This window comes from Kribbella sp. NPDC056861 (assembly GCF_040687575.1).
Lineage (GTDB): Bacteria > Actinomycetota > Actinomycetes > Propionibacteriales > Kribbellaceae > Kribbella.
This window is the reverse complement of the sequence record NZ_JBFBNQ010000001.1, coordinates 883,474-899,257: the sequence shown is the minus strand read 5'-3', so window position 1 is coordinate 899,257 and position 15,784 is coordinate 883,474. Positions and strand designations below refer to the sequence as shown.

At 68.7% G+C, this 15,784-nt stretch carries 17 protein-coding genes; 14 read left to right on the top strand and 3 right to left on the bottom strand.

The window, feature by feature from the left end; translation table 11 throughout:
- The first annotated feature begins 259 nt into the window (after positions 1–259).
- A complete protein-coding gene (locus AB0P21_RS04060; RefSeq protein ID WP_363693578.1) occupies positions 260–1,432 on the top strand; it encodes a putative RNA methyltransferase in 1,173 nt (390 codons plus the stop codon).
- A 106-nt stretch (positions 1,433–1,538) separates the two neighbouring features.
- Here AB0P21_RS04060 and AB0P21_RS04055 read toward each other — a convergent pair whose 3' ends face one another.
- Entirely contained in the window at positions 1,539–2,207 is a 669-nt protein-coding gene (locus AB0P21_RS04055) for an NAD(P)H-dependent oxidoreductase (protein ID WP_363693577.1), read from the bottom strand.
- 124 nt (positions 2,208–2,331) lie between these two features.
- On the opposite strand from AB0P21_RS04055, the gene AB0P21_RS04050 reads away from it, so the two are divergent.
- Positions 2,332–2,859: a MarR family transcriptional regulator gene (locus AB0P21_RS04050; RefSeq protein WP_363693576.1), complete on the top strand. Its 528-nt coding sequence runs from the start codon at positions 2,332–2,334 to the stop codon at positions 2,857–2,859.
- A 58-nt stretch (positions 2,860–2,917) separates the two neighbouring features.
- On the opposite strand, the gene AB0P21_RS04045 is transcribed toward AB0P21_RS04050, so the two are convergent.
- Complete coding sequence (locus tag AB0P21_RS04045) at positions 2,918–3,574, bottom strand: response regulator transcription factor (protein ID WP_363694417.1); 657 nt, start codon at positions 3,572–3,574, stop codon at positions 2,918–2,920.
- Entirely contained in the window at positions 3,571–4,827 is a 1,257-nt protein-coding gene (locus AB0P21_RS04040) for a histidine kinase (protein ID WP_363693575.1), read from the bottom strand. Before AB0P21_RS04040 ends, AB0P21_RS04045 begins: the two co-directional genes overlap by 4 nt.
- A gap of 459 nt (positions 4,828–5,286) precedes the next feature.
- Between AB0P21_RS04040 and AB0P21_RS04035 the strand changes: the two genes are divergently transcribed.
- From AB0P21_RS04035 to AB0P21_RS03980, 12 genes are all read left to right on the top strand, one after another.
- The gene (locus AB0P21_RS04035; protein WP_363693574.1) at positions 5,287–6,336 is read left to right on the top strand and encodes an ABC transporter substrate-binding protein; all 1,050 of its coding nucleotides are present in this window, start codon (positions 5,287–5,289) and stop codon (positions 6,334–6,336) included.
- A gap of 6 nt (positions 6,337–6,342) precedes the next feature.
- On the top strand, positions 6,343–7,140 hold the full coding sequence (locus AB0P21_RS04030) for an ABC transporter ATP-binding protein (RefSeq protein ID WP_363693573.1): 798 nt from the start codon (positions 6,343–6,345) through the stop codon (positions 7,138–7,140).
- The gene (locus AB0P21_RS04025; protein ID WP_363693572.1) at positions 7,137–7,916 is read left to right on the top strand and encodes an ABC transporter permease; all 780 of its coding nucleotides are present in this window, start codon (positions 7,137–7,139) and stop codon (positions 7,914–7,916) included. The genes AB0P21_RS04030 and AB0P21_RS04025 overlap by 4 nt, the downstream gene beginning before the upstream one ends.
- Positions 7,913–9,001 (top strand): Ldh family oxidoreductase, encoded by a 1,089-nt coding sequence (locus AB0P21_RS04020; protein ID WP_363693571.1) that lies wholly within the window; start codon positions 7,913–7,915, stop codon positions 8,999–9,001. Before AB0P21_RS04025 ends, AB0P21_RS04020 begins: the two co-directional genes overlap by 4 nt.
- Positions 9,001–9,396, top strand: a complete 396-nt coding sequence (locus AB0P21_RS04015; protein ID WP_363693570.1) for a RidA family protein — start codon at positions 9,001–9,003, stop codon at positions 9,394–9,396. The genes AB0P21_RS04020 and AB0P21_RS04015 overlap by 1 nt, the downstream gene beginning before the upstream one ends.
- 58 nt (positions 9,397–9,454) lie before the next feature.
- Entirely contained in the window at positions 9,455–10,327 is an 873-nt protein-coding gene (locus tag AB0P21_RS04010) for a fumarylacetoacetate hydrolase family protein (RefSeq protein WP_363693569.1), read from the top strand.
- Entirely contained in the window at positions 10,324–11,031 is a 708-nt protein-coding gene (locus tag AB0P21_RS04005) for a GntR family transcriptional regulator (protein WP_363693568.1), read from the top strand. The genes AB0P21_RS04010 and AB0P21_RS04005 overlap by 4 nt, the downstream gene beginning before the upstream one ends.
- Entirely contained in the window at positions 11,028–11,759 is a 732-nt protein-coding gene (locus AB0P21_RS04000) for an SDR family oxidoreductase (protein WP_363693567.1), read from the top strand. Before AB0P21_RS04005 ends, AB0P21_RS04000 begins: the two co-directional genes overlap by 4 nt.
- Positions 11,760–13,346 carry an FAD-dependent monooxygenase gene (locus AB0P21_RS03995; RefSeq protein ID WP_363693566.1) on the top strand — a complete coding sequence of 529 codons (1,587 nt, stop codon included), beginning with the start codon at positions 11,760–11,762 and terminating at the stop codon, positions 13,344–13,346.
- The gene (locus tag AB0P21_RS03990) at positions 13,346–13,738 is read left to right on the top strand and encodes a cupin domain-containing protein (RefSeq protein ID WP_363693565.1); all 393 of its coding nucleotides are present in this window, start codon (positions 13,346–13,348) and stop codon (positions 13,736–13,738) included. The genes AB0P21_RS03995 and AB0P21_RS03990 overlap by 1 nt, the downstream gene beginning before the upstream one ends.
- Positions 13,738–14,649, top strand: coding sequence for an amidohydrolase family protein (locus AB0P21_RS03985; RefSeq protein ID WP_363693564.1), 912 nt, complete (start codon positions 13,738–13,740; stop codon positions 14,647–14,649). Before AB0P21_RS03990 ends, AB0P21_RS03985 begins: the two co-directional genes overlap by 1 nt.
- Positions 14,650–14,728: 79 nt before the next feature.
- Positions 14,729–15,691, top strand: a complete 963-nt coding sequence (locus AB0P21_RS03980) for a zinc-binding alcohol dehydrogenase family protein (RefSeq protein ID WP_363693563.1) — start codon at positions 14,729–14,731, stop codon at positions 15,689–15,691.
- Positions 15,692–15,784: the final 93 nt, after the last annotated feature.

Here is a 15,784-nt window from a genome sequence, read left to right as displayed (position 1 = left end):
GTGAGTCGTCATCGAGTGCAGCGGCCACTACGTGCGAAGCGGCTGGTCAGCAAGCAGTTCGCCGTGGACGGCATCAAAGCCGCCGATGTAAGAGCGAGGCCCGTGCATAGGAGACGGGTCAGTCTCGAGCGAGCCGGCCGCGACCGCGCGACGGAGGAGCGCCGCATCACATGGCCGAATGCACGACGCGCCCGCTCGTACGCTGCAGGGATCGAAGTACCCAGCATTACTTCGCTGGAGATGGCCTAGTCTCGCGGGTGTGCATCCTGACCTGGTCTCTGTACTGCGTTGCCCGGTCTGTGGTGACGCGCTCGCTCTGACTGCCCGTACTGCGAACTGTCCGCAGCGGCATGCGTTCGACCTCGCCAAGCAGGGGTACCTCAACTTGTTGCCCTCAGCCTCGACTGGGATCGACGGCGACTCGGCTGAGATGGTGGAGGCGCGGGATGCGTTTCTTGCGGGCGGGTTCTACGGGCCGATCCGCGAGGCGTTGGTGGCCGCAAGCCTGAGGGCGTTGGAAGAGCACGACGCGGAAGTCGTCGCGGAGGACGGCGCCGAGGATGGCGCGGGCGGTGCCGAGGATGGGGCGGGCGGTGCCGTGCAAGGCGCGGGCGGTGTCGAGGATGGCGCGGGCGGTGCCGAGGATGGCGCGGGCGGTGCCGAGGATGGGGCGGGCGGTGCCGTGCATGGCGCGGGCGGTGTCGAGGATGGCGCGGGCGGTGCCGTGCGTGGCGCGGAGGCGGGCGGGATGGGTGACGCCCAGCATGCTCTGGAGAACCGCGGGAAGCACGATGCGGAGGGTGGCGCGCAGGACGATCCGGCAGACGACTCCGGGCATCAGGCGGGGACCACCGCCGCAGGGTTGGTGGTTGAGGTTGGGGCTGGGACTGGTTATTACCTGGCAGGTGTAGTTGCGGCCCGGGCGCGGCTGTGGGGGTTGGGGTTGGACGTGTCCCGGTATGCGGCGCGGCGGGCGGCGCGAGTGGATCCGGAGCGAATCGGTGCTGTGGTCTGTGATGCCTGGCGAGAGCTGCCAGTGCAGGATGCAGCAGCCCGAGTCGTGCTCAACGTCTTCGCGCCTCGCAACGCGACGGAGATGGCGCGGATTCTGGCGCCCGGGGGAGTGCTGCTCGTGGTGACTCCCAACCAGGCGCACCTGGCCGAGCTGATCGCAGTACTGGGGCTGGTGAAGGTTGATGAGGAGAAGGAGCGGCGGCTCAGCGAATCGCTGTCGGGGTCCTTCGAGAGGACGGGTAGCGAGAGCGTGGAGGTTGCGATGCGGCTGGATCACGCTGCGGTTGAGCGGCTGGTGGCGATGACGCCGAGTGCGCGGCATACGGCGAAGGATGAGTTGGCGGGGCGGATCGCGGTGCTGGCTGATCCGGTTGAGGTGACGTTGTCGGTGACGTTGTCTACTTGGCGAACTGTCTGACGAGTGCCGGCTCGAGCACGGCACCAGCAGAAAGGTCGGCCTAGGCGACTGAGGTCAGATCCAGGCTGAGGTCAGAGCCAGGCTGAGATGAAGAGCCAAGCTGCGATCAAGCAGCAGCCGCAGTGAGCTCCTTGGCTACGGCAACGCCGTGCTCCTTCGCGCTGACATGCGCCTCCTCCTCGGCGACCTTCGCCGCGGGCACCAGCTCTGCCATCGCGGGCGTGACCGAGGCCAGAGTGAGTTCGGCGACGGCTTGCCGGATCTTCATGCCGAACACGTCTCCGAAGATGCGCTCCAGGTACGGCGTCGCGTGGTCCCAGCCTTCGCGCGGAGTGCCGGGTCCGTAGCCGCCGCCGCGGGCCAGGGTGAAGATGATCGGCCGGCCCTGGACCGGACCGGGGCCGCCGACCAGTTCGTTGTCGATGAGCAGCAGGTCGATCCAGGTTTTGATGTGCTGCGAGAGGCCGTAGTTGTACAGCGGGACCGCGAGCAGTACTGCGTCGGCTGCCTTCAGTTCGGCGGCGAGATCGGCGGCCAGTGCGGTTGCCTCGGCGATGTCGGCGCGATCGGCGTCGGGGCCGACGTCCAGGCCCATTTTGCCGGCGGCGACGGCGGGCCAGATGTTCGCCGGGATCGGGTGGCGACCGAGGTCGCGGCGGACCACGATGCCGTCCGGGTGCTCGGCCCGCCAGGCTGCCTCGGCGCTGTCGGCGAGCGCTCGGCTGACAGAGCCCTCGACCCGGATGCTGGCGTCGACGCGAAGGAGGGTGGTCATGTCGTTCCTCTCTGCAAAGCTGATGGGGAGCTCATGGTGAGCTGTCATCAAGATAGTCTGTAGAGCAGAACATATTCAAGTCAGATCGTATTCCTGGTGGCGTACACCACGTACGATGGGTTTCATGACCAGTTCGTCGCCTGAGGCAGCAGCCCGGGCAGCCCGCGGGACCTCGGTCGAGGCTGACCTCGGCTGGGCGCTCGGGGTCGTGTTCCGGCGGTACGCGAAGGCGGCCGCCGACGCGCTGAACGACGTCCCGGGTGGTCCCCGGGGGTACCAGGTGCTCGCCACGAGCATCAGCGAAGGTCCGAAGCGTCAGCTCGACCTGGCCGCGCAGCTCGGCGTCGACCGCACGGTGATGACGTATCTCCTGGACGACCTGGAGAAGGCCGGTCTGGTCCAGCGTCAGGCCGATCCGGCCGACCGGCGGGCCCGGCTGATCGCGCCGACCGAGCAGGGCAAGGAGCTGCTCTGTGATCTGGAGCGCCGGCTCAAGGCGCGTGAGGAGGCCGTGATGGGCAGCCTCGACGAGGGCGAGCGGATGGTCTTCCGGATGCTGCTCCAGCGGATCGCGGTCCAGGCGGACCAGATCGACCCGCTGCACAACGCCTGCTCGCTCGCCGAAGAAGGAATCGACCCCGCCAGCACCTGACTCAAGGCAACCGGCCCAAGGCACGTGACCCAAGCGCCTGACCCAAGACACCAATGGATCAGCGCAGCGGCACGAACCCAGACTCGTACGCCTGAATCACCGCCTGAGTCCGATCCCGCGCCCCCAGCTTGGCCAGCAGATTGGCCACATGCGTCTTGATCGTCTGAACCCCGAGGATCAACTCAGACGCAATCTCCGCATTGGACAACCCACGCGCCATCAGCCGCAGTACCTCCTGCTCGCGCTCGGTCAGCTGATACTCATCAAGCCCATGCGACTGCTGCTCAGTCACATGAGCGAGCGCAAGCGCCCGGATCGCCTCCGGGAACAGCAGCGACTCGCTGCCCGCGACCGTGCGGATCGCCGCGATGATGTCGTCCGGGGGAGTGCGCTTGAGCAGGAAGCCCGACGCGCCGGCCCGCAGCGCGTCGTACACGTAGTCGTCGTTCTCGAAGGTCGTCACCACCAGCACCCGCGGCGCCGGGTCGATTCCGTCGAGCAGCAGCCGGGTCGCCTGGATGCCGTCGACAGCAGGCATCCGCACGTCCATCAGTACGACGTCCGGCTGGGTCCGGCGGACCACCGCGAGCACCTCGGCGCCGTCACCGGCCTCGCCGACGACGGTCAGGTCGGGCTCCGCGTCGATGATCGCGCGCAGACCGCTCCGGATCAGCGGCTCGTCATCCACCACGACCACTGAGATCTTCACTGTCAGTCCTTCCTGGTGACGGCGACCGGCAAGGTCACCGCGAGCCGCCAACGATCCGCGTCCAGACCCGCCTCGACGGTGCCACGCAGTACGGCGACCCTTTCACGGATACCGGCCAACCCCCGGCCACCGCCGGAGTGGTCGGCGCCGCCCGCGGCGACCGGGTTGGTCAGCTCCAGCAACAAGCCGGACTTGTCGAGGTTGATCAACACGTCGACGCAGACCTCGCCGGCCGGGCGGCCCGCATGCCGGATCGCGTTGGTCAGGCCCTCCTGGACGATCCGGTACGCCTCGCGGGAGACCGCGGCCGGCAACTGCTCAAGATCGCCCGTACGCCGTACTTCGACCGTGATGCCACCGGCCCGGGTCGCGTCGACGAGCCGGGTGAGGTTGCCCAGGGTCGCCTGCGGAGCGGTCTCGGCGCCCGGCCGGCGATCGTCGCGCAGCAGCCCGAGTACATGGTCGAGATCGGCGAGAGCGGCCCGGGCAGACGTCTCCATCGCGGCCAGCGCGGTCTCCGCGAAGGCGGGGTCGGTGGCCAGCACGCGCCGCGCGGCGGCCGCCTGGATGGTGACCAGGCTGAGCGTGTGGCCGACGCTGTCGTGCAGCTCGCGGGCCAGCCGGTTGCGCTCGGCAAGGGTCGCGGTGCGGCGTTCGAGCAGCTCGATCCGCTCGGCCGGCGTCGGGCCGAGCAGCCGGGGCGCCGCGGCCGCCAGCAGCGCGCCGAGCCCGGCGGACAGCACGATCAGCGCGACGATCGCCATGATCGTTGCCAACGGCATCCAGAAGTCGGTCCAGCGGCCGGTGATCCGGTAGCTCAGGCCGGGCGCCAGCTCGTGGCTGCCGGGGGAGCGGAAGGGGGCTGTGAGCAACATGGAGCCGAAGCCGAAGACGATCGTGCTGACGATGCCGACGAAACCCCCGGCGGCCAGATGGAGGCAGAACCAGCTGGTGGTCCGCCGCCGTTGCGCCCAGCTGCGGGACGGGCCGAGCGGCCGCTCCTCGAAGCGGACGCCGAGCAGCGACTCGACCGCGATGCCCTCGACCTCGCGCACCGCCGGCAGCGTGCCGAGCACGACCGGCGGGGCGACCGCGATCAGGATCGTCAGGATCACGATCACGGCCTTGGGCAACCGCAGGCCGTCGAGCAGGGCCATCAGGCCGCTGTCGACCAGGATGAAGGCCAGCACCAGCGCGGCGCCCAGCAGCAGGTAGACCCAGCGCAGGTAGGTCGACCCCCGGAACAGCACGTTCGCCACGGACCCATCCTCGCAGCCGGACCGGCCAGTGGGTTCCCTCCAGCGAGGGAGGCCCGTCCCTCGCCGGGATGACGGCGAAAAGCGTGAACGGGGTCACTGTGGGTACAGGCGCGGATACGCTCGTCGGCCGAGCTCGGTTCCCGGGGAAAGAGAGCGCTTGCATGAGAGAGATCACAGTCGGGCCGGCTTTACGCAAATTTGTCGTCCACGACTCACCTTGAGTCCGGACCCACGTCGCGATCTGCTGTCCGGGCGGGTACGGTCTGTGGTCGGGGCGGGGTGTCGGTCCGAGACGGACCGGCATGGGGAACGGCTCCAAGGACGGGCGGCAGTCGGGTTCTGAGGGGACTCGGACAGTGTCAGGTCGAGCACGTAAAGACACTGTGAAGTCCCCGGGAGCCGATTGACCACCCTTCCATATTTGATGTTTGATCAAATATCGGAGAGGAGAGGTCCTGCATGAGGTTCAGACGTTCGGCCGTCGCCCTGGTGGCGGTACTTGCACTCGCAACGGGAATGAGCGCGTGCAACGACGACAGCACGACGGGTGCGAACGGGGACGCGAAGCTGGAGAAGGTCAGTTACCTGACCTCGTTCGGCACTTTCGGCCGTGAGGCCTATGCGTATGTCGCCCTGAAGAAGGGCTATTTCAAGGAAGCCGGCCTGGACGTGACGATCACGCCGGGCAAGGGCACCGTCGACGTGATGAAGATCGTGGCCGGCGGTCAGGCCGACTACGGCATCGGTGACTTCACCGCGGTGATGATCACGCTGGCCAAGCAGAAGCTTCCGGTCACCACGGTCGGGATGGTGCACCAGCGCTCGATGGCGGCGATCGTCGCCCTCGATGGTGGCCAGATCAAGAACGGCGACCCTAAGTCGCTGGTCAAGGCCAACGGCGAGAAGACCCGGATCGGCGACCAGCCAGGTTCGACCAACATGGTGACCTTCCCGCTGTACGCGCAGCAGGCCGGTATCGACGTGAAGTCGGTCGAGTTCGTCCCCTCGCCGCCGCCGGGGCTGGCGGGGCTGCTGGCCGCCGACAAGGTGGACGGCATCGGTCAGTTCGTGGTCGGCGTGCCGCTGGTCGAGGCGGCCGACAAGGAGAAGAAGCGCAAGGCCGTCGTACTGCCGTACGGCGACAAGGTGCAGGACCTCTACGGCAACGCGATCATCGCCCGCGACGACCTGGTCAAGGACAACTCCGGCCAGGTGAAGAAGTTCACCGGAGCGCTGCTCAAGGGCCTGGAGGACGCGCTGAAGGATCCGGCGGGCGCCGCCAAGATCCTGAAGGAGTACGTGCCGGACACCAACGTCGAGGTGGCCACCAAGGAACTCGAACTGATGACGAAGTACACCAAGCCGGACGACTTCAAGGGCGTCGTGGGCGAGGTCGACACCGAGCGGGTGCAGCGGATCATCGGCGACCTGGTCAAGTACGGCGTGATTCCGGACAAGTCGATCACCCCGGCCGACGTCGTCAACGCCGGTCTGGCTCCCAGGAGCTGAGCTGAGATGATCCGGCTGGACGGGGTGGGACAGGTCTTCGATGGTCGCGGAGGAGAGGTCCGGGCACTCGAAGGAATCGACCTGCACGTCCAGCAGAACGAGTTCGTCACGCTGATCGGCCGGTCCGGTTGTGGCAAGTCCACACTGCTCCGGCTGATCGCGGGACTCCTGCCGCCGACGTCCGGCGCGGTCGAGGTGGCCGGTGAGGCCGTCACCGGCCCGCGCCGCGACGTCTCCTTCATGTTCCAGCGACCGGCCCTGCTGCCGTGGCGGTCGGTCGTCTCGAACGTGATGCTGCCGGTGGAGATCTCCGGCGGCGACGCCGAGCGCGGCAAGACGCAGTACCGGGACCGGGCGCACGAACTGCTGGAGCTGGTCGGCCTCAAGGGCTTCGAGAACCGGCTCCCGCACGAGCTGTCCGGCGGCATGCAGCAGCGGGTCTCGCTGTGCCGGTCGCTGATCCGCAGCCCCAAGGTGATGCTGATGGACGAGCCGTTCTCGGCGCTCGACGCGCTGACCCGGACCGAGCTGTCGGCGGAGCTGCAGCGGATCCAGATGGAGCTGGCCACCACCATCGTCTTCGTCACCCACTCGATCGAGGAGGCCGTGGTGCTGGCCGATCGGGTGGTGGTGCTGACGCCGCGGCCGGGCCGGCTGCGTGAGGTGGTCGAGATCGACATCCCACGGCCCCGCAGTCTGGGCCAGAACACGCACCTGACCGAGGTCGCGCAGATCAGCGCCCGGCTGCACAGCCTGTTGTCCGAGCAGGAGCGACCCGTCGACCTGCCCGAGGCCCGTCGATGAGGAAACGCTCCTGGCTGACGGATTCCCGTACTGCGGCAGTGCTGCTGCCCGTCGTCGGGTTGGTCCTCGCCCTCGCACTGTGGTGGCTGGCCACCATCGTGTTCGACGTCCAGTCGTACCTGCTGCCGAACCCGGGTGACGTGATCACCGCGTTCCGGCTGCAGCCCGCCTACCTGCTGGAGCACACCTGGGTCTCGCTGGTCGAGACCGTCGAGGGCTTCGCGCTGTCGATCGTGATCGCGGTGCCGGTCGCGTTGCTGATCGTGCGGTCGGTGATCGTCGAGCGGCTGCTCTATCCGCTGCTGCTGGCCGTCAACGCGATCCCGAAGATCGCCGTCGCGCCGCTGCTGGTGGTCTGGTTCGGCTTCGGTCAGTGGCCGAAGGTGATGATGGTGGTGCTGGTCTGCTTCTTCCCGATCGTGATCTCGACCGCCACCGGGATGAAGTCCACCCCGGCCGAGCTGGTCGAGCTGCTCCGGTCGCTGAACGCGAGCAAGACGCAGGAGTACTTCAAGCTGCGGCTGAAGTACGCGCTGCCGCAGATCTTCACCGGGCTGAAGGTCGCGATCTCGCTGGCCGTAATCGGCTCGGTGATCGCCGAGTTCGTCGGCGCCACCTCCGGCCTGGGGTACGTGATCACCAGCTCGGGGGCGAACGCCGACACCGCGCTGGCGTTCGCCGCGATGACGTTGCTGAGCATCGTCGCCATCTTCTTGTTCTACGCGCTCGTGCTGCTGGAGTACCTGCTGCTGCCGTGGGCGCGGGAGTCCCGGTGACCGCCCAGGCCTCGGACGCCGACAGACGCGTCCTGGTCCGGCCGGCCTGGCTGGAGGCGACCGTCTCGGCGGTCTTCAGCGCGATGGGCTTCGAGCCGTCCGACGCGACCAGGATCGCCGTCGCGCTGGTCGAGGCCGATCTGCGCGGCGTCAGCTCGCACGGTGTGATGCTCGTCCCGATGTACGTCGAACGGCTGAACGCCGGCGGGGTCACCCGTGAACACGAGCTGGACATCCTGCACGACGCCGGCGCCGCCCTGGTCGCTGACGCGCGCGGTGGGATGGGCCAGCTGTCCAGCCCGCAGGCGATGGGGCACGCGATCGAGCGGGCCGGCCGGTACGGGATCGGCCTGGCCTCGGTCCGCAACGCGCACCACTTCGGCGCGGCCAGCCGGTGGGCGATGCAGGCCGCGCAGGCCGGCTGCCTGGGCATCGCGATGTCGAACACCACGCCGCTGATGCCGGCTCCCGGTGGCGCCGAACGGATCGTCGGCAACAACCCGCTGGCGATCGCCGTACCGACCGAGGACGGGCCGGAGATCGTGCTGGACATGGCCTTGTCGGCCGTTGCCCTGGGCAAGATTCGGCTGGCGGCGTCGGCGGGCAGGCCGATCCCGGACAGCTGGGCCACCGACCCGTCCGGAGTACCGACGACTGACGCCGAGGCCGCGGTGCTGGGGATGCTGCTGCCTGCTGCCGGACACAAGGGGTTCGGCCTGGCGTTGATGATCGACGTGCTGACCGGTGTGCTGAGCGGCGGTGGCTGGGGTGACCAGGTGCGGCCGCTTTACCGCGAACCGGGGCGGCCGAACGACTGCGCCCATCTGTTCCTGGCGATCGACCCCGAGTTGCTGGGTGGGGTCGACCGATTCCGGCAGCGGTCGTCCGCGCTGGCCGCGCGAGTGAGCAGCAGCGCGACAGCTCCCGGGGTGGACCGGCTCTACCTGCCGGGGGAGATCGAGGCCGAACGCGCGGCGCAGCAGCGGCGTACCGGCGTACTGATCGAGAGGTCGGGGCTGGACGGGTTGCTGCAGGCCGCGCGAGCGGTCGGCGCCGTCGTGCCGACCGGAGGGGTGCTGAACTGATGGCGAAGACCCAACTGACCAGCGCGTCGCTGCGGAGCCCGAACGGGGTGTTCTCGCAGGCGACCACGATCGAGGCGACCGGGCGGCTGGTGTTCGTGTCCGGGATGACCGCGCGGCGGCCGGACGGCAGCATCGCCGGGGTCGGCGACGTGCGGGAGCAGACCCGGCAGGTCTGCGAGAACGTGCGAGCCGCGGTGCGGGAGGCCGGCGGCACGCTGGACGACGTCTGCCGGGTGGACGTGTACGTCCGCAACATGGAGGACTTCGCCGCGATCCACGAGATCCGCGCGCAGTTCTTCCACGAGCCGCTGCCCGCCTCGACGATGGTCGAGGTCAGCAAGCTGGCCCACCCCGACTACCTGATCGAGATCAGCGCGATCGCGGTGATCCCATGAACGGAACCCGCAGCCGGGAGGCAGGTGATCTGAGTGCGCGGCGTCGAGTGGACCTGAGATGAAGTTCGTGACGATCGAACACGCCGGGCGTGAGCGCGCCGGTGTGCTGGACGGCGAGCACGTCGTCCTGCTGGACGTGGCCGATCTGGTCTCGGTGATCGAGGCCGGTCCGGCCGCGCTGGTTGCTGTGCGCAACGAACTGGCGACCGGCGAACGGTTGCCGTTGGCCTCCGTGTCGCTGCGCGCGCCGCTGCGGCGGTTCCGCCGGGACGTGCTGTGCACGGGCTGGAACTACTGGGACCACTTCGAGGAGAGCAAGGGCAAACGCGACGGCCAGGACGTCGACCGGCCCGAGCACCCGACGTTCTTCACCAAGGGCCCCGATGTGGTGATCGGCCCGTACGACGAGATCGCGTACGACCCGGCGATCTCGGCCAAGTGGGACTACGAGGCGGAGCTCGCGCTGGTGATCGGCAAGACCGGACGGAGCATCCCGGTCGCTGACGCGCTCGACCACGTCTGGGGTTACACGCTGGCCAACGACGTCTCGCAGCGCGACCTGCAGCGGCAGCACGGTGGTCAGTGGCTCAAGGGCAAGAGCATCGACGACACCATGCCGCTCGGCCCGTGGATCGTGACGGCCGACGAGTTCGGCGACCCGCAGGACGTGCGCCTGCAGTGCCTGCTGAACGGCGTGGTGATGCAGGACGCGTCGACCAAGCAGATGGCGTACGACGTGGCGACGCTGATCAGCGAGCTGTCGTTCGGCATGACGTTGCGCCCCGGCGACCTGCTGCTGACCGGGACGCCGGCCGGGATCGGCAATGCCCGTGAGCCGCAGGTGTTCCTGGCCGAAGGCGACGAGGTCGTGACCCGCGCCGACAAGATCGGTGAGCTGCGCAACAAGCTGGTCTACCGGGAGCTCGCGTGAGCAGCCGCCTGGAGTTGCTGCCCGGCGGAGGTCGCGGCGGTCGCCGTACGTTGGCAGAGACGGCCGCGGCCGAGTTGCACCAACTCATCCTGTCCGGCGAGCTCCCTAGTGGTACTCCGCTCCGCCTGGTCGAGCTGGCCAACCGGCTGGACATGAGCCAGATGCCTGTCCGGGAGGGCCTCCGTCGACTGGAGGCGCTCGGGCTGGTCGACATCATCCCGCACAAGGGCGCCTGGGTGCGGGAGCTGTCGCTGGCAGACCTGCATGACACCCATGAGACCCGGCTCGCGCTGGAGAGTCTCGCAGTACGGGCTGCTGCGGAGCACTTCGGTGAGGAGGACGCAGAGAAGGCCCGTACTGCGTTGGCCGACCTGCTGCTGCTCTCGCGCTCGGAGGACTCCATCGGCGCTCGGCAGGCACACGCCGACTTCCACTTCGCGCTGTACCGGGCCGGTGGGTCGCAGTGGCTGGCGCGGGCCATCGAGCCGGTCTGGCAGAACAGTGAGCGCTACCGGTTCGGCAGTCGGCAGACGGCGTTCCAGATCGAGCGGAACCGGCTGGAGCACCAGGCGATCCTGGACGCCTGTGTAGCCCGTGACGCCGACGCTGCCGAACAGGCGCTCCGCAACCACCTGGCCGGCGCAGTACAGCGGATCACCGAGACTATGACCTCCAAGCACGCGCAGCGCGAGGAGACGTCATGAAGGTGAGCTTCGATGCGACCGGCGAGGTCGTCGTCATCACAGGCGGCGCGAACGGGATCGGCGCGGCGCTGGCCGCGGCAGTGACCGACTGCGGCGGTACTGCGGTCGTCTTCGACGTCGCCGTGGGCTCTGTTGCCGGAGTCGAGTACGTGGAAGTGGATGTGGCCGACCGCGAGGCAGTGGTTAGGGCCGTGTCCGGCGTGATCGAGCGGCACGGCCGGATCGACGGGCTGGTCGCCGGCGCCGCAGTACAGCCGCGGGCTTCGGTGCTCGACACCGATCCGGAGGAGTGGACCCGGACGCTCAAGGTGAACCTGGACGGCGTTGTCTGGGTCTGCCAGGCGGTAGTGCCGCACATGGTCGGCCGGCGCAGTGGGTCCGTGGTCGTCTTCACCTCGGGCATGGCCGCGAGCGGCTTTCCGGGCGCAGCGGCGTACGCATCGAGCAAGGCGGCGTTGGGTGCCTTCGCCCGGACACTGGCCGCCGAGGTGGCCGAGCACCGGGTCCGGGTGAACGTGATCGCGCCAGGGGTGATCGACACCGAGCAGTTCCGCGCCGCCAACATCGGTGCGGACTTGGAGCACTGGCGTGACACGACTGGGATCGGGGATCCCGAGGATGTGGTCGGCCCGTTGCTGTTCCTGTTGTCCGACGCGGCCGCGATGACCGGCTCGCAGCTCACCCGCGAGCGCGTCTTCGCCCGGCTCGACACGTTCAAGGAGTCCTGAGTGCCCACTGAGCAGCAGTTGCCCGTGGCCGTCGTCGGCGCCGGGCCGATCGGCCTCACCACGGCCCTCGGCCTGGCGCACTACGGCGTGCCGTTCGTGCTGCTGGAGGAGGACGCGGTGCTCTCCTCGGACACCAAGGCGGGCACCACGCTGACCCGGACGCTGGAGATCTGGGAGCGGTACGGCGCGGTCGAGGGCATCCTGGCGGCCGCGCTGCGGATCGACGAGATCGGTGACATCGACCGGGCCACCAACACGCCGCGCGCCTCGGTGCAGCTGGCCGAGCTGGTCAACGACACCCAGTTCCCGTTCGTGATCAACCTGCCGCAGCAGCACATGGAGCCGATCCTCGAGGCCGCTCTGCACGGCTCCGGCGGCACGGTCCTCAAGCAGCACCGGCTGGAGTCCTTCGAGGTGCTCGACGACCGGGTGGTCCTGACCGTCGACACCCCGGATGGCGTGCAGCAGATCGAGGCGTCGCATCTGCTTGCCTGCGACGGCGGCAAGAGCAAGGTGCGTGACGCGCTCGGCGCGACGGTGTCAGGGGAGACGCTGCCCGAGCGGTACATGCTGATCGACGTAGTGGTCGACCTGGACGTCTCGAACGCCCGCGACTACCCGTACCTCGCCTACTTCGCCGACCGGTCCGAGTGGATGGTGCTGATCCGCCAGCCCGACAACTGGCGCTTCCTCTTCCCGCTGGCCGCCGGTACGGACCAGCCGGGCGAGGAGGACATGCTGGTCAAGGTCAAGCAGTTCATCGGCGAGGTGGACCGGATCGAGCTGATCGGCTCGGTCGTCTACAACGTGCACCACCGGGTGGCCGACCACTGGTCCGCCGAGCGCAAGGTGTTCCTGATGGGGGACGCCGCGCACCTGATCACGCCGATGTGGGCGCTGGGCCTCAACACGGGTGCGCTGGACGCCTCGAACCTGCCCTGGAGACTTGCCTGGGTGCTGCGCGGCTGGGCGTCGCCGGAGTTGCTGGACGGCTACGAGCAGGAGCAGCGGCCGGTGGCGATCAACGGGTCGGGCGAGATGGCTGAGGCGGCCCGCAAGTACATGTCCCACCAGCGGGGTGCGGTGACCGCTGCCGGCAGCGACTGGGCGACGGCGTACACGCGCACGTTGCTCGGCGTACGGCTGGATGTGGACGGGGAGGGCGACTGGTCGATGGTGATGACCAGTGCCGAGCCGCCTGCTGTCCGGGCCGGCGACAGAGCTCCCGACTTGGCGCTGCAGGGGCCTGGTGGCCGTACGACGATTCACAGCTTGTGCCGGGAGTCGTTCGTCGCGCTGTACTTCACCGACGTACGGCGGCGGCCGGCTGTGCCGGTGAACGACTCGCCTGCGCTGAAGCACTACGCGGTGTCCCGGTGGGACGCGCCGCACGACTCGGGGCTGCGGGACCGCTCGCTGTTCGACCCGGGCAGCATCGCGACCGAGCGGTACGGCGTACCGGCTGAGTCTGTTGTGCTGGTGCGCCCGGACGGGCACATCGCCGCAGTGGCTCCGATGGCTGACGGTGTGGCCGAGGAGCTCTACACCCGGATCACAGGTCGTCCGGTGCCGCGGGAGGGGCTCTGATGAGTTCCTTCGACGAGCAGTTGAGCGAGGTGCTGCTGCAGACGGACGACCTGGAGTGGGTCGAGAAGTCGCTGGCCGGGTTGTCGCACAAGATGCTGTGGCGGGACCCCTCGTCGGAGGCCTCGATCGCGCTGGTTCGCTTCGAGCAGGGCGCCGGGATCCCGGAGGCACATCAGCACGCGTCGAATCAGTTCATGTTCTGCCTGTCCGGCCGCTACGTGTACCTGCCGACCGGGACGACCCTGACCAAGGGCAGCTTCTACTGGAACCCCAAGGGCGTTGTCCACGGGCCGACCAGGGCAGAGGAGACCTCTGTGCTGCTGGAGGTCTACGACGGGCCGCACTACCCGGTGCGGCCGTCGTTCTACGACAACGACGAGGACGCTCGCTGATGGCCGGCTGGGACGTCCATACGCACCTGGTGCCACCCACTGTGCTCGAGGCGGCCAGGGAGGGGACCTACGGGCTTGCTGTCGAAGACGGCTTCCTGCTGGTCGACGGGGAGCGGCTGCCGTTGAAGCGGCTGGCTGATCCCTCCGCCCTGCTGCGGTGGGTCGACGAGCAGGGGTTGGACGGTGCTGTGGTTTCAGTGCCGCCGACGCTGTTCCGCTACGACCGGGGCGTCGAGTGGGCTGCGCTGGTCAACCAGGGGCTTCGGGAGTTGGTCACGCCACGGCTGCGAGTCCTGGGGCAGTTGCCGTTGGGGGACCCGTCCGCTGCTTCGGTTGCTTCCGCACTGGCGGCTGAGGGAGTCTTCAGCGGCTTCGCCATCGGTACCGCGGGCTACGCCGGCCTGGGCGACGTCTGGGAGGTGCTCCACTCGGTGGAGGCCTTCACCTTGATTCACCCGAGCCACAACCACGACAAGCGGCTCGACAGCTACTACCTGTCGAACCTGCTGGGCAACCCGTTCGAAACAGGGCTTGCCGCGGGGGAGTTGGTCTTCGGGGATGTGATCGGCCGGTTCCCTGGCATCAGGTTCTGCCTGTGCCACGGTGGCGGCGTCACGGCGGCTCTCGCCGGGCGCTGGCAGCGGGGGATCGACACTGCTCGACCAGGGGTGGAACCACTCTCGCTGTCGGTGGCTGATGCCTTGCGGCGGTTCTACGTGGACGACCTGGTGTACGACGACGCGGTACGGGCGTTGCTGGGGGCGACCTTCGGGACGGAGCGGGTGCTGGCCGGGAGTGACTGGCCGTTCCCGATGGGCAGTGATCAGGTGGACCCAGGCCGGGCGGCAGCTCGATCGACGGTGTGCGAACAGCTCACCCGGCCGTTGAAGAAGGGGGCCGTTTCAGCGTGAGAAGGCCTTTTCGGCAGGACCTCGTTGTGATCAGATATCAAATCCAGGTGGCAGAGATGTGGACTAGGGGGGTGGCTGGATGAGCACGCGAGAGGCGTTGGCGCTGCGCTGTTACGGACCCGGCCAGCAGCTGAAGGTCGAGGAGGTGAAGCTGGTCGCCGGGGTGGGCGAGACGCTGGTGGAGATGCAGTACGCCGCCGTCACGCAGCTCGACCGGACCGTGCTCGCCGGAAAGCTGGCACAGCAGTTGGAGCCGCCGTACGTGCCGGGGTCCGAGGGGGCCGGGGTAGTGGTCAGCTCTGGCCGCTACCAGCCCGGTACGCCGGTGGTGATCCGCGGTGGGGGAGTCGGGGTGTCCCGGCCGGGCACGTGGGCGCAGTTGGCCGTAGTACCGGATGCTTCGGTGCACGTGCTGCCCACAGGGCTGGATCCGGCTGCCGCGGTGGCGATGCTGGCTCCTGCGCTCACTGCTCACACCGCAGTACGGCGGGTCGGGCAGATCATGGACAACGAGACGGTGGTCGTCACGGGCGCCACTGGGCTGGTCGGGCGTCTCTGCGCCGCAGTGGCCAGGGCGGCTGGGGCGATGAAGGTGATCGGTCTGGCCCGTAGCGACGAGCCGGTTGAGCTGCTGAACGGGCTGGTCGACCAGATCGTGCGGGTCGACGAGCTGGGCCAGGTGGGCCGTGAGCTGCCCTGGTGCAACGCGGCGATCGACACTGTCGGCGGGCCGGTGACCAGTGGGGTGATGAGTCACATCACCCCGGGCGGGCGTCTGGTGGCGCTCGGGTACACGGCCGGGGAGTTCGCCACGCTCGACCTGCACCAGTTGATCGGCCGGGACCTGCGGGTGCTGCCGGTGAACATGCAGCGGACGACGATCGAGCCGGGGACCGTCACCCAGGTGCTGACCGACATCGCGCCGTCCGGAGTACGGCCGGAGCTCGAGATCGTCGCGGCGCCGCTCGCCGAGGATGCGCTGGACCTGCTGGCCAGAGGGCCGGCCGACCGGCGGGTACTGCTCGACCTCGGCCGGTTCTGATGACGCGGCCGTGGTCAATCTGGGAAAGATGTGCCACAGATCGTCCACGGCCGGTTACGGTTGCCTCCCAGATGCGCGCGCAGTGATGGAGAG

Coding starts and splice junctions, on each gene's coding strand:
- AB0P21_RS04015 (WP_363693570.1), top strand. CDS start 9,001: ATGGCGAAGACCCAACTGACCAGCGCGTCGCTGCGGAGCCCGAACGGG.
- AB0P21_RS03985 (WP_363693564.1), top strand. CDS start 13,738: ATGGCCGGCTGGGACGTCCATACGCACCTGGTGCCACCCACTGTGCTC.
- AB0P21_RS04000 (WP_363693567.1), top strand. CDS start 11,028: ATGAAGGTGAGCTTCGATGCGACCGGCGAGGTCGTCGTCATCACAGGC.
- AB0P21_RS04035 (WP_363693574.1), top strand. CDS start 5,287: ATGAGGTTCAGACGTTCGGCCGTCGCCCTGGTGGCGGTACTTGCACTC.
- AB0P21_RS04055 (WP_363693577.1), bottom strand. CDS start 2,207: ATGACCACCCTCCTTCGCGTCGACGCCAGCATCCGGGTCGAGGGCTCT.
- AB0P21_RS04050 (WP_363693576.1), top strand. CDS start 2,332: ATGACCAGTTCGTCGCCTGAGGCAGCAGCCCGGGCAGCCCGCGGGACC.
- AB0P21_RS03990 (WP_363693565.1), top strand. CDS start 13,346: ATGAGTTCCTTCGACGAGCAGTTGAGCGAGGTGCTGCTGCAGACGGAC.
- AB0P21_RS04030 (WP_363693573.1), top strand. CDS start 6,343: ATGATCCGGCTGGACGGGGTGGGACAGGTCTTCGATGGTCGCGGAGGA.
- AB0P21_RS04010 (WP_363693569.1), top strand. CDS start 9,455: ATGAAGTTCGTGACGATCGAACACGCCGGGCGTGAGCGCGCCGGTGTG.
- AB0P21_RS03980 (WP_363693563.1), top strand. CDS start 14,729: ATGAGCACGCGAGAGGCGTTGGCGCTGCGCTGTTACGGACCCGGCCAG.
- AB0P21_RS04025 (WP_363693572.1), top strand. CDS start 7,137: ATGAGGAAACGCTCCTGGCTGACGGATTCCCGTACTGCGGCAGTGCTG.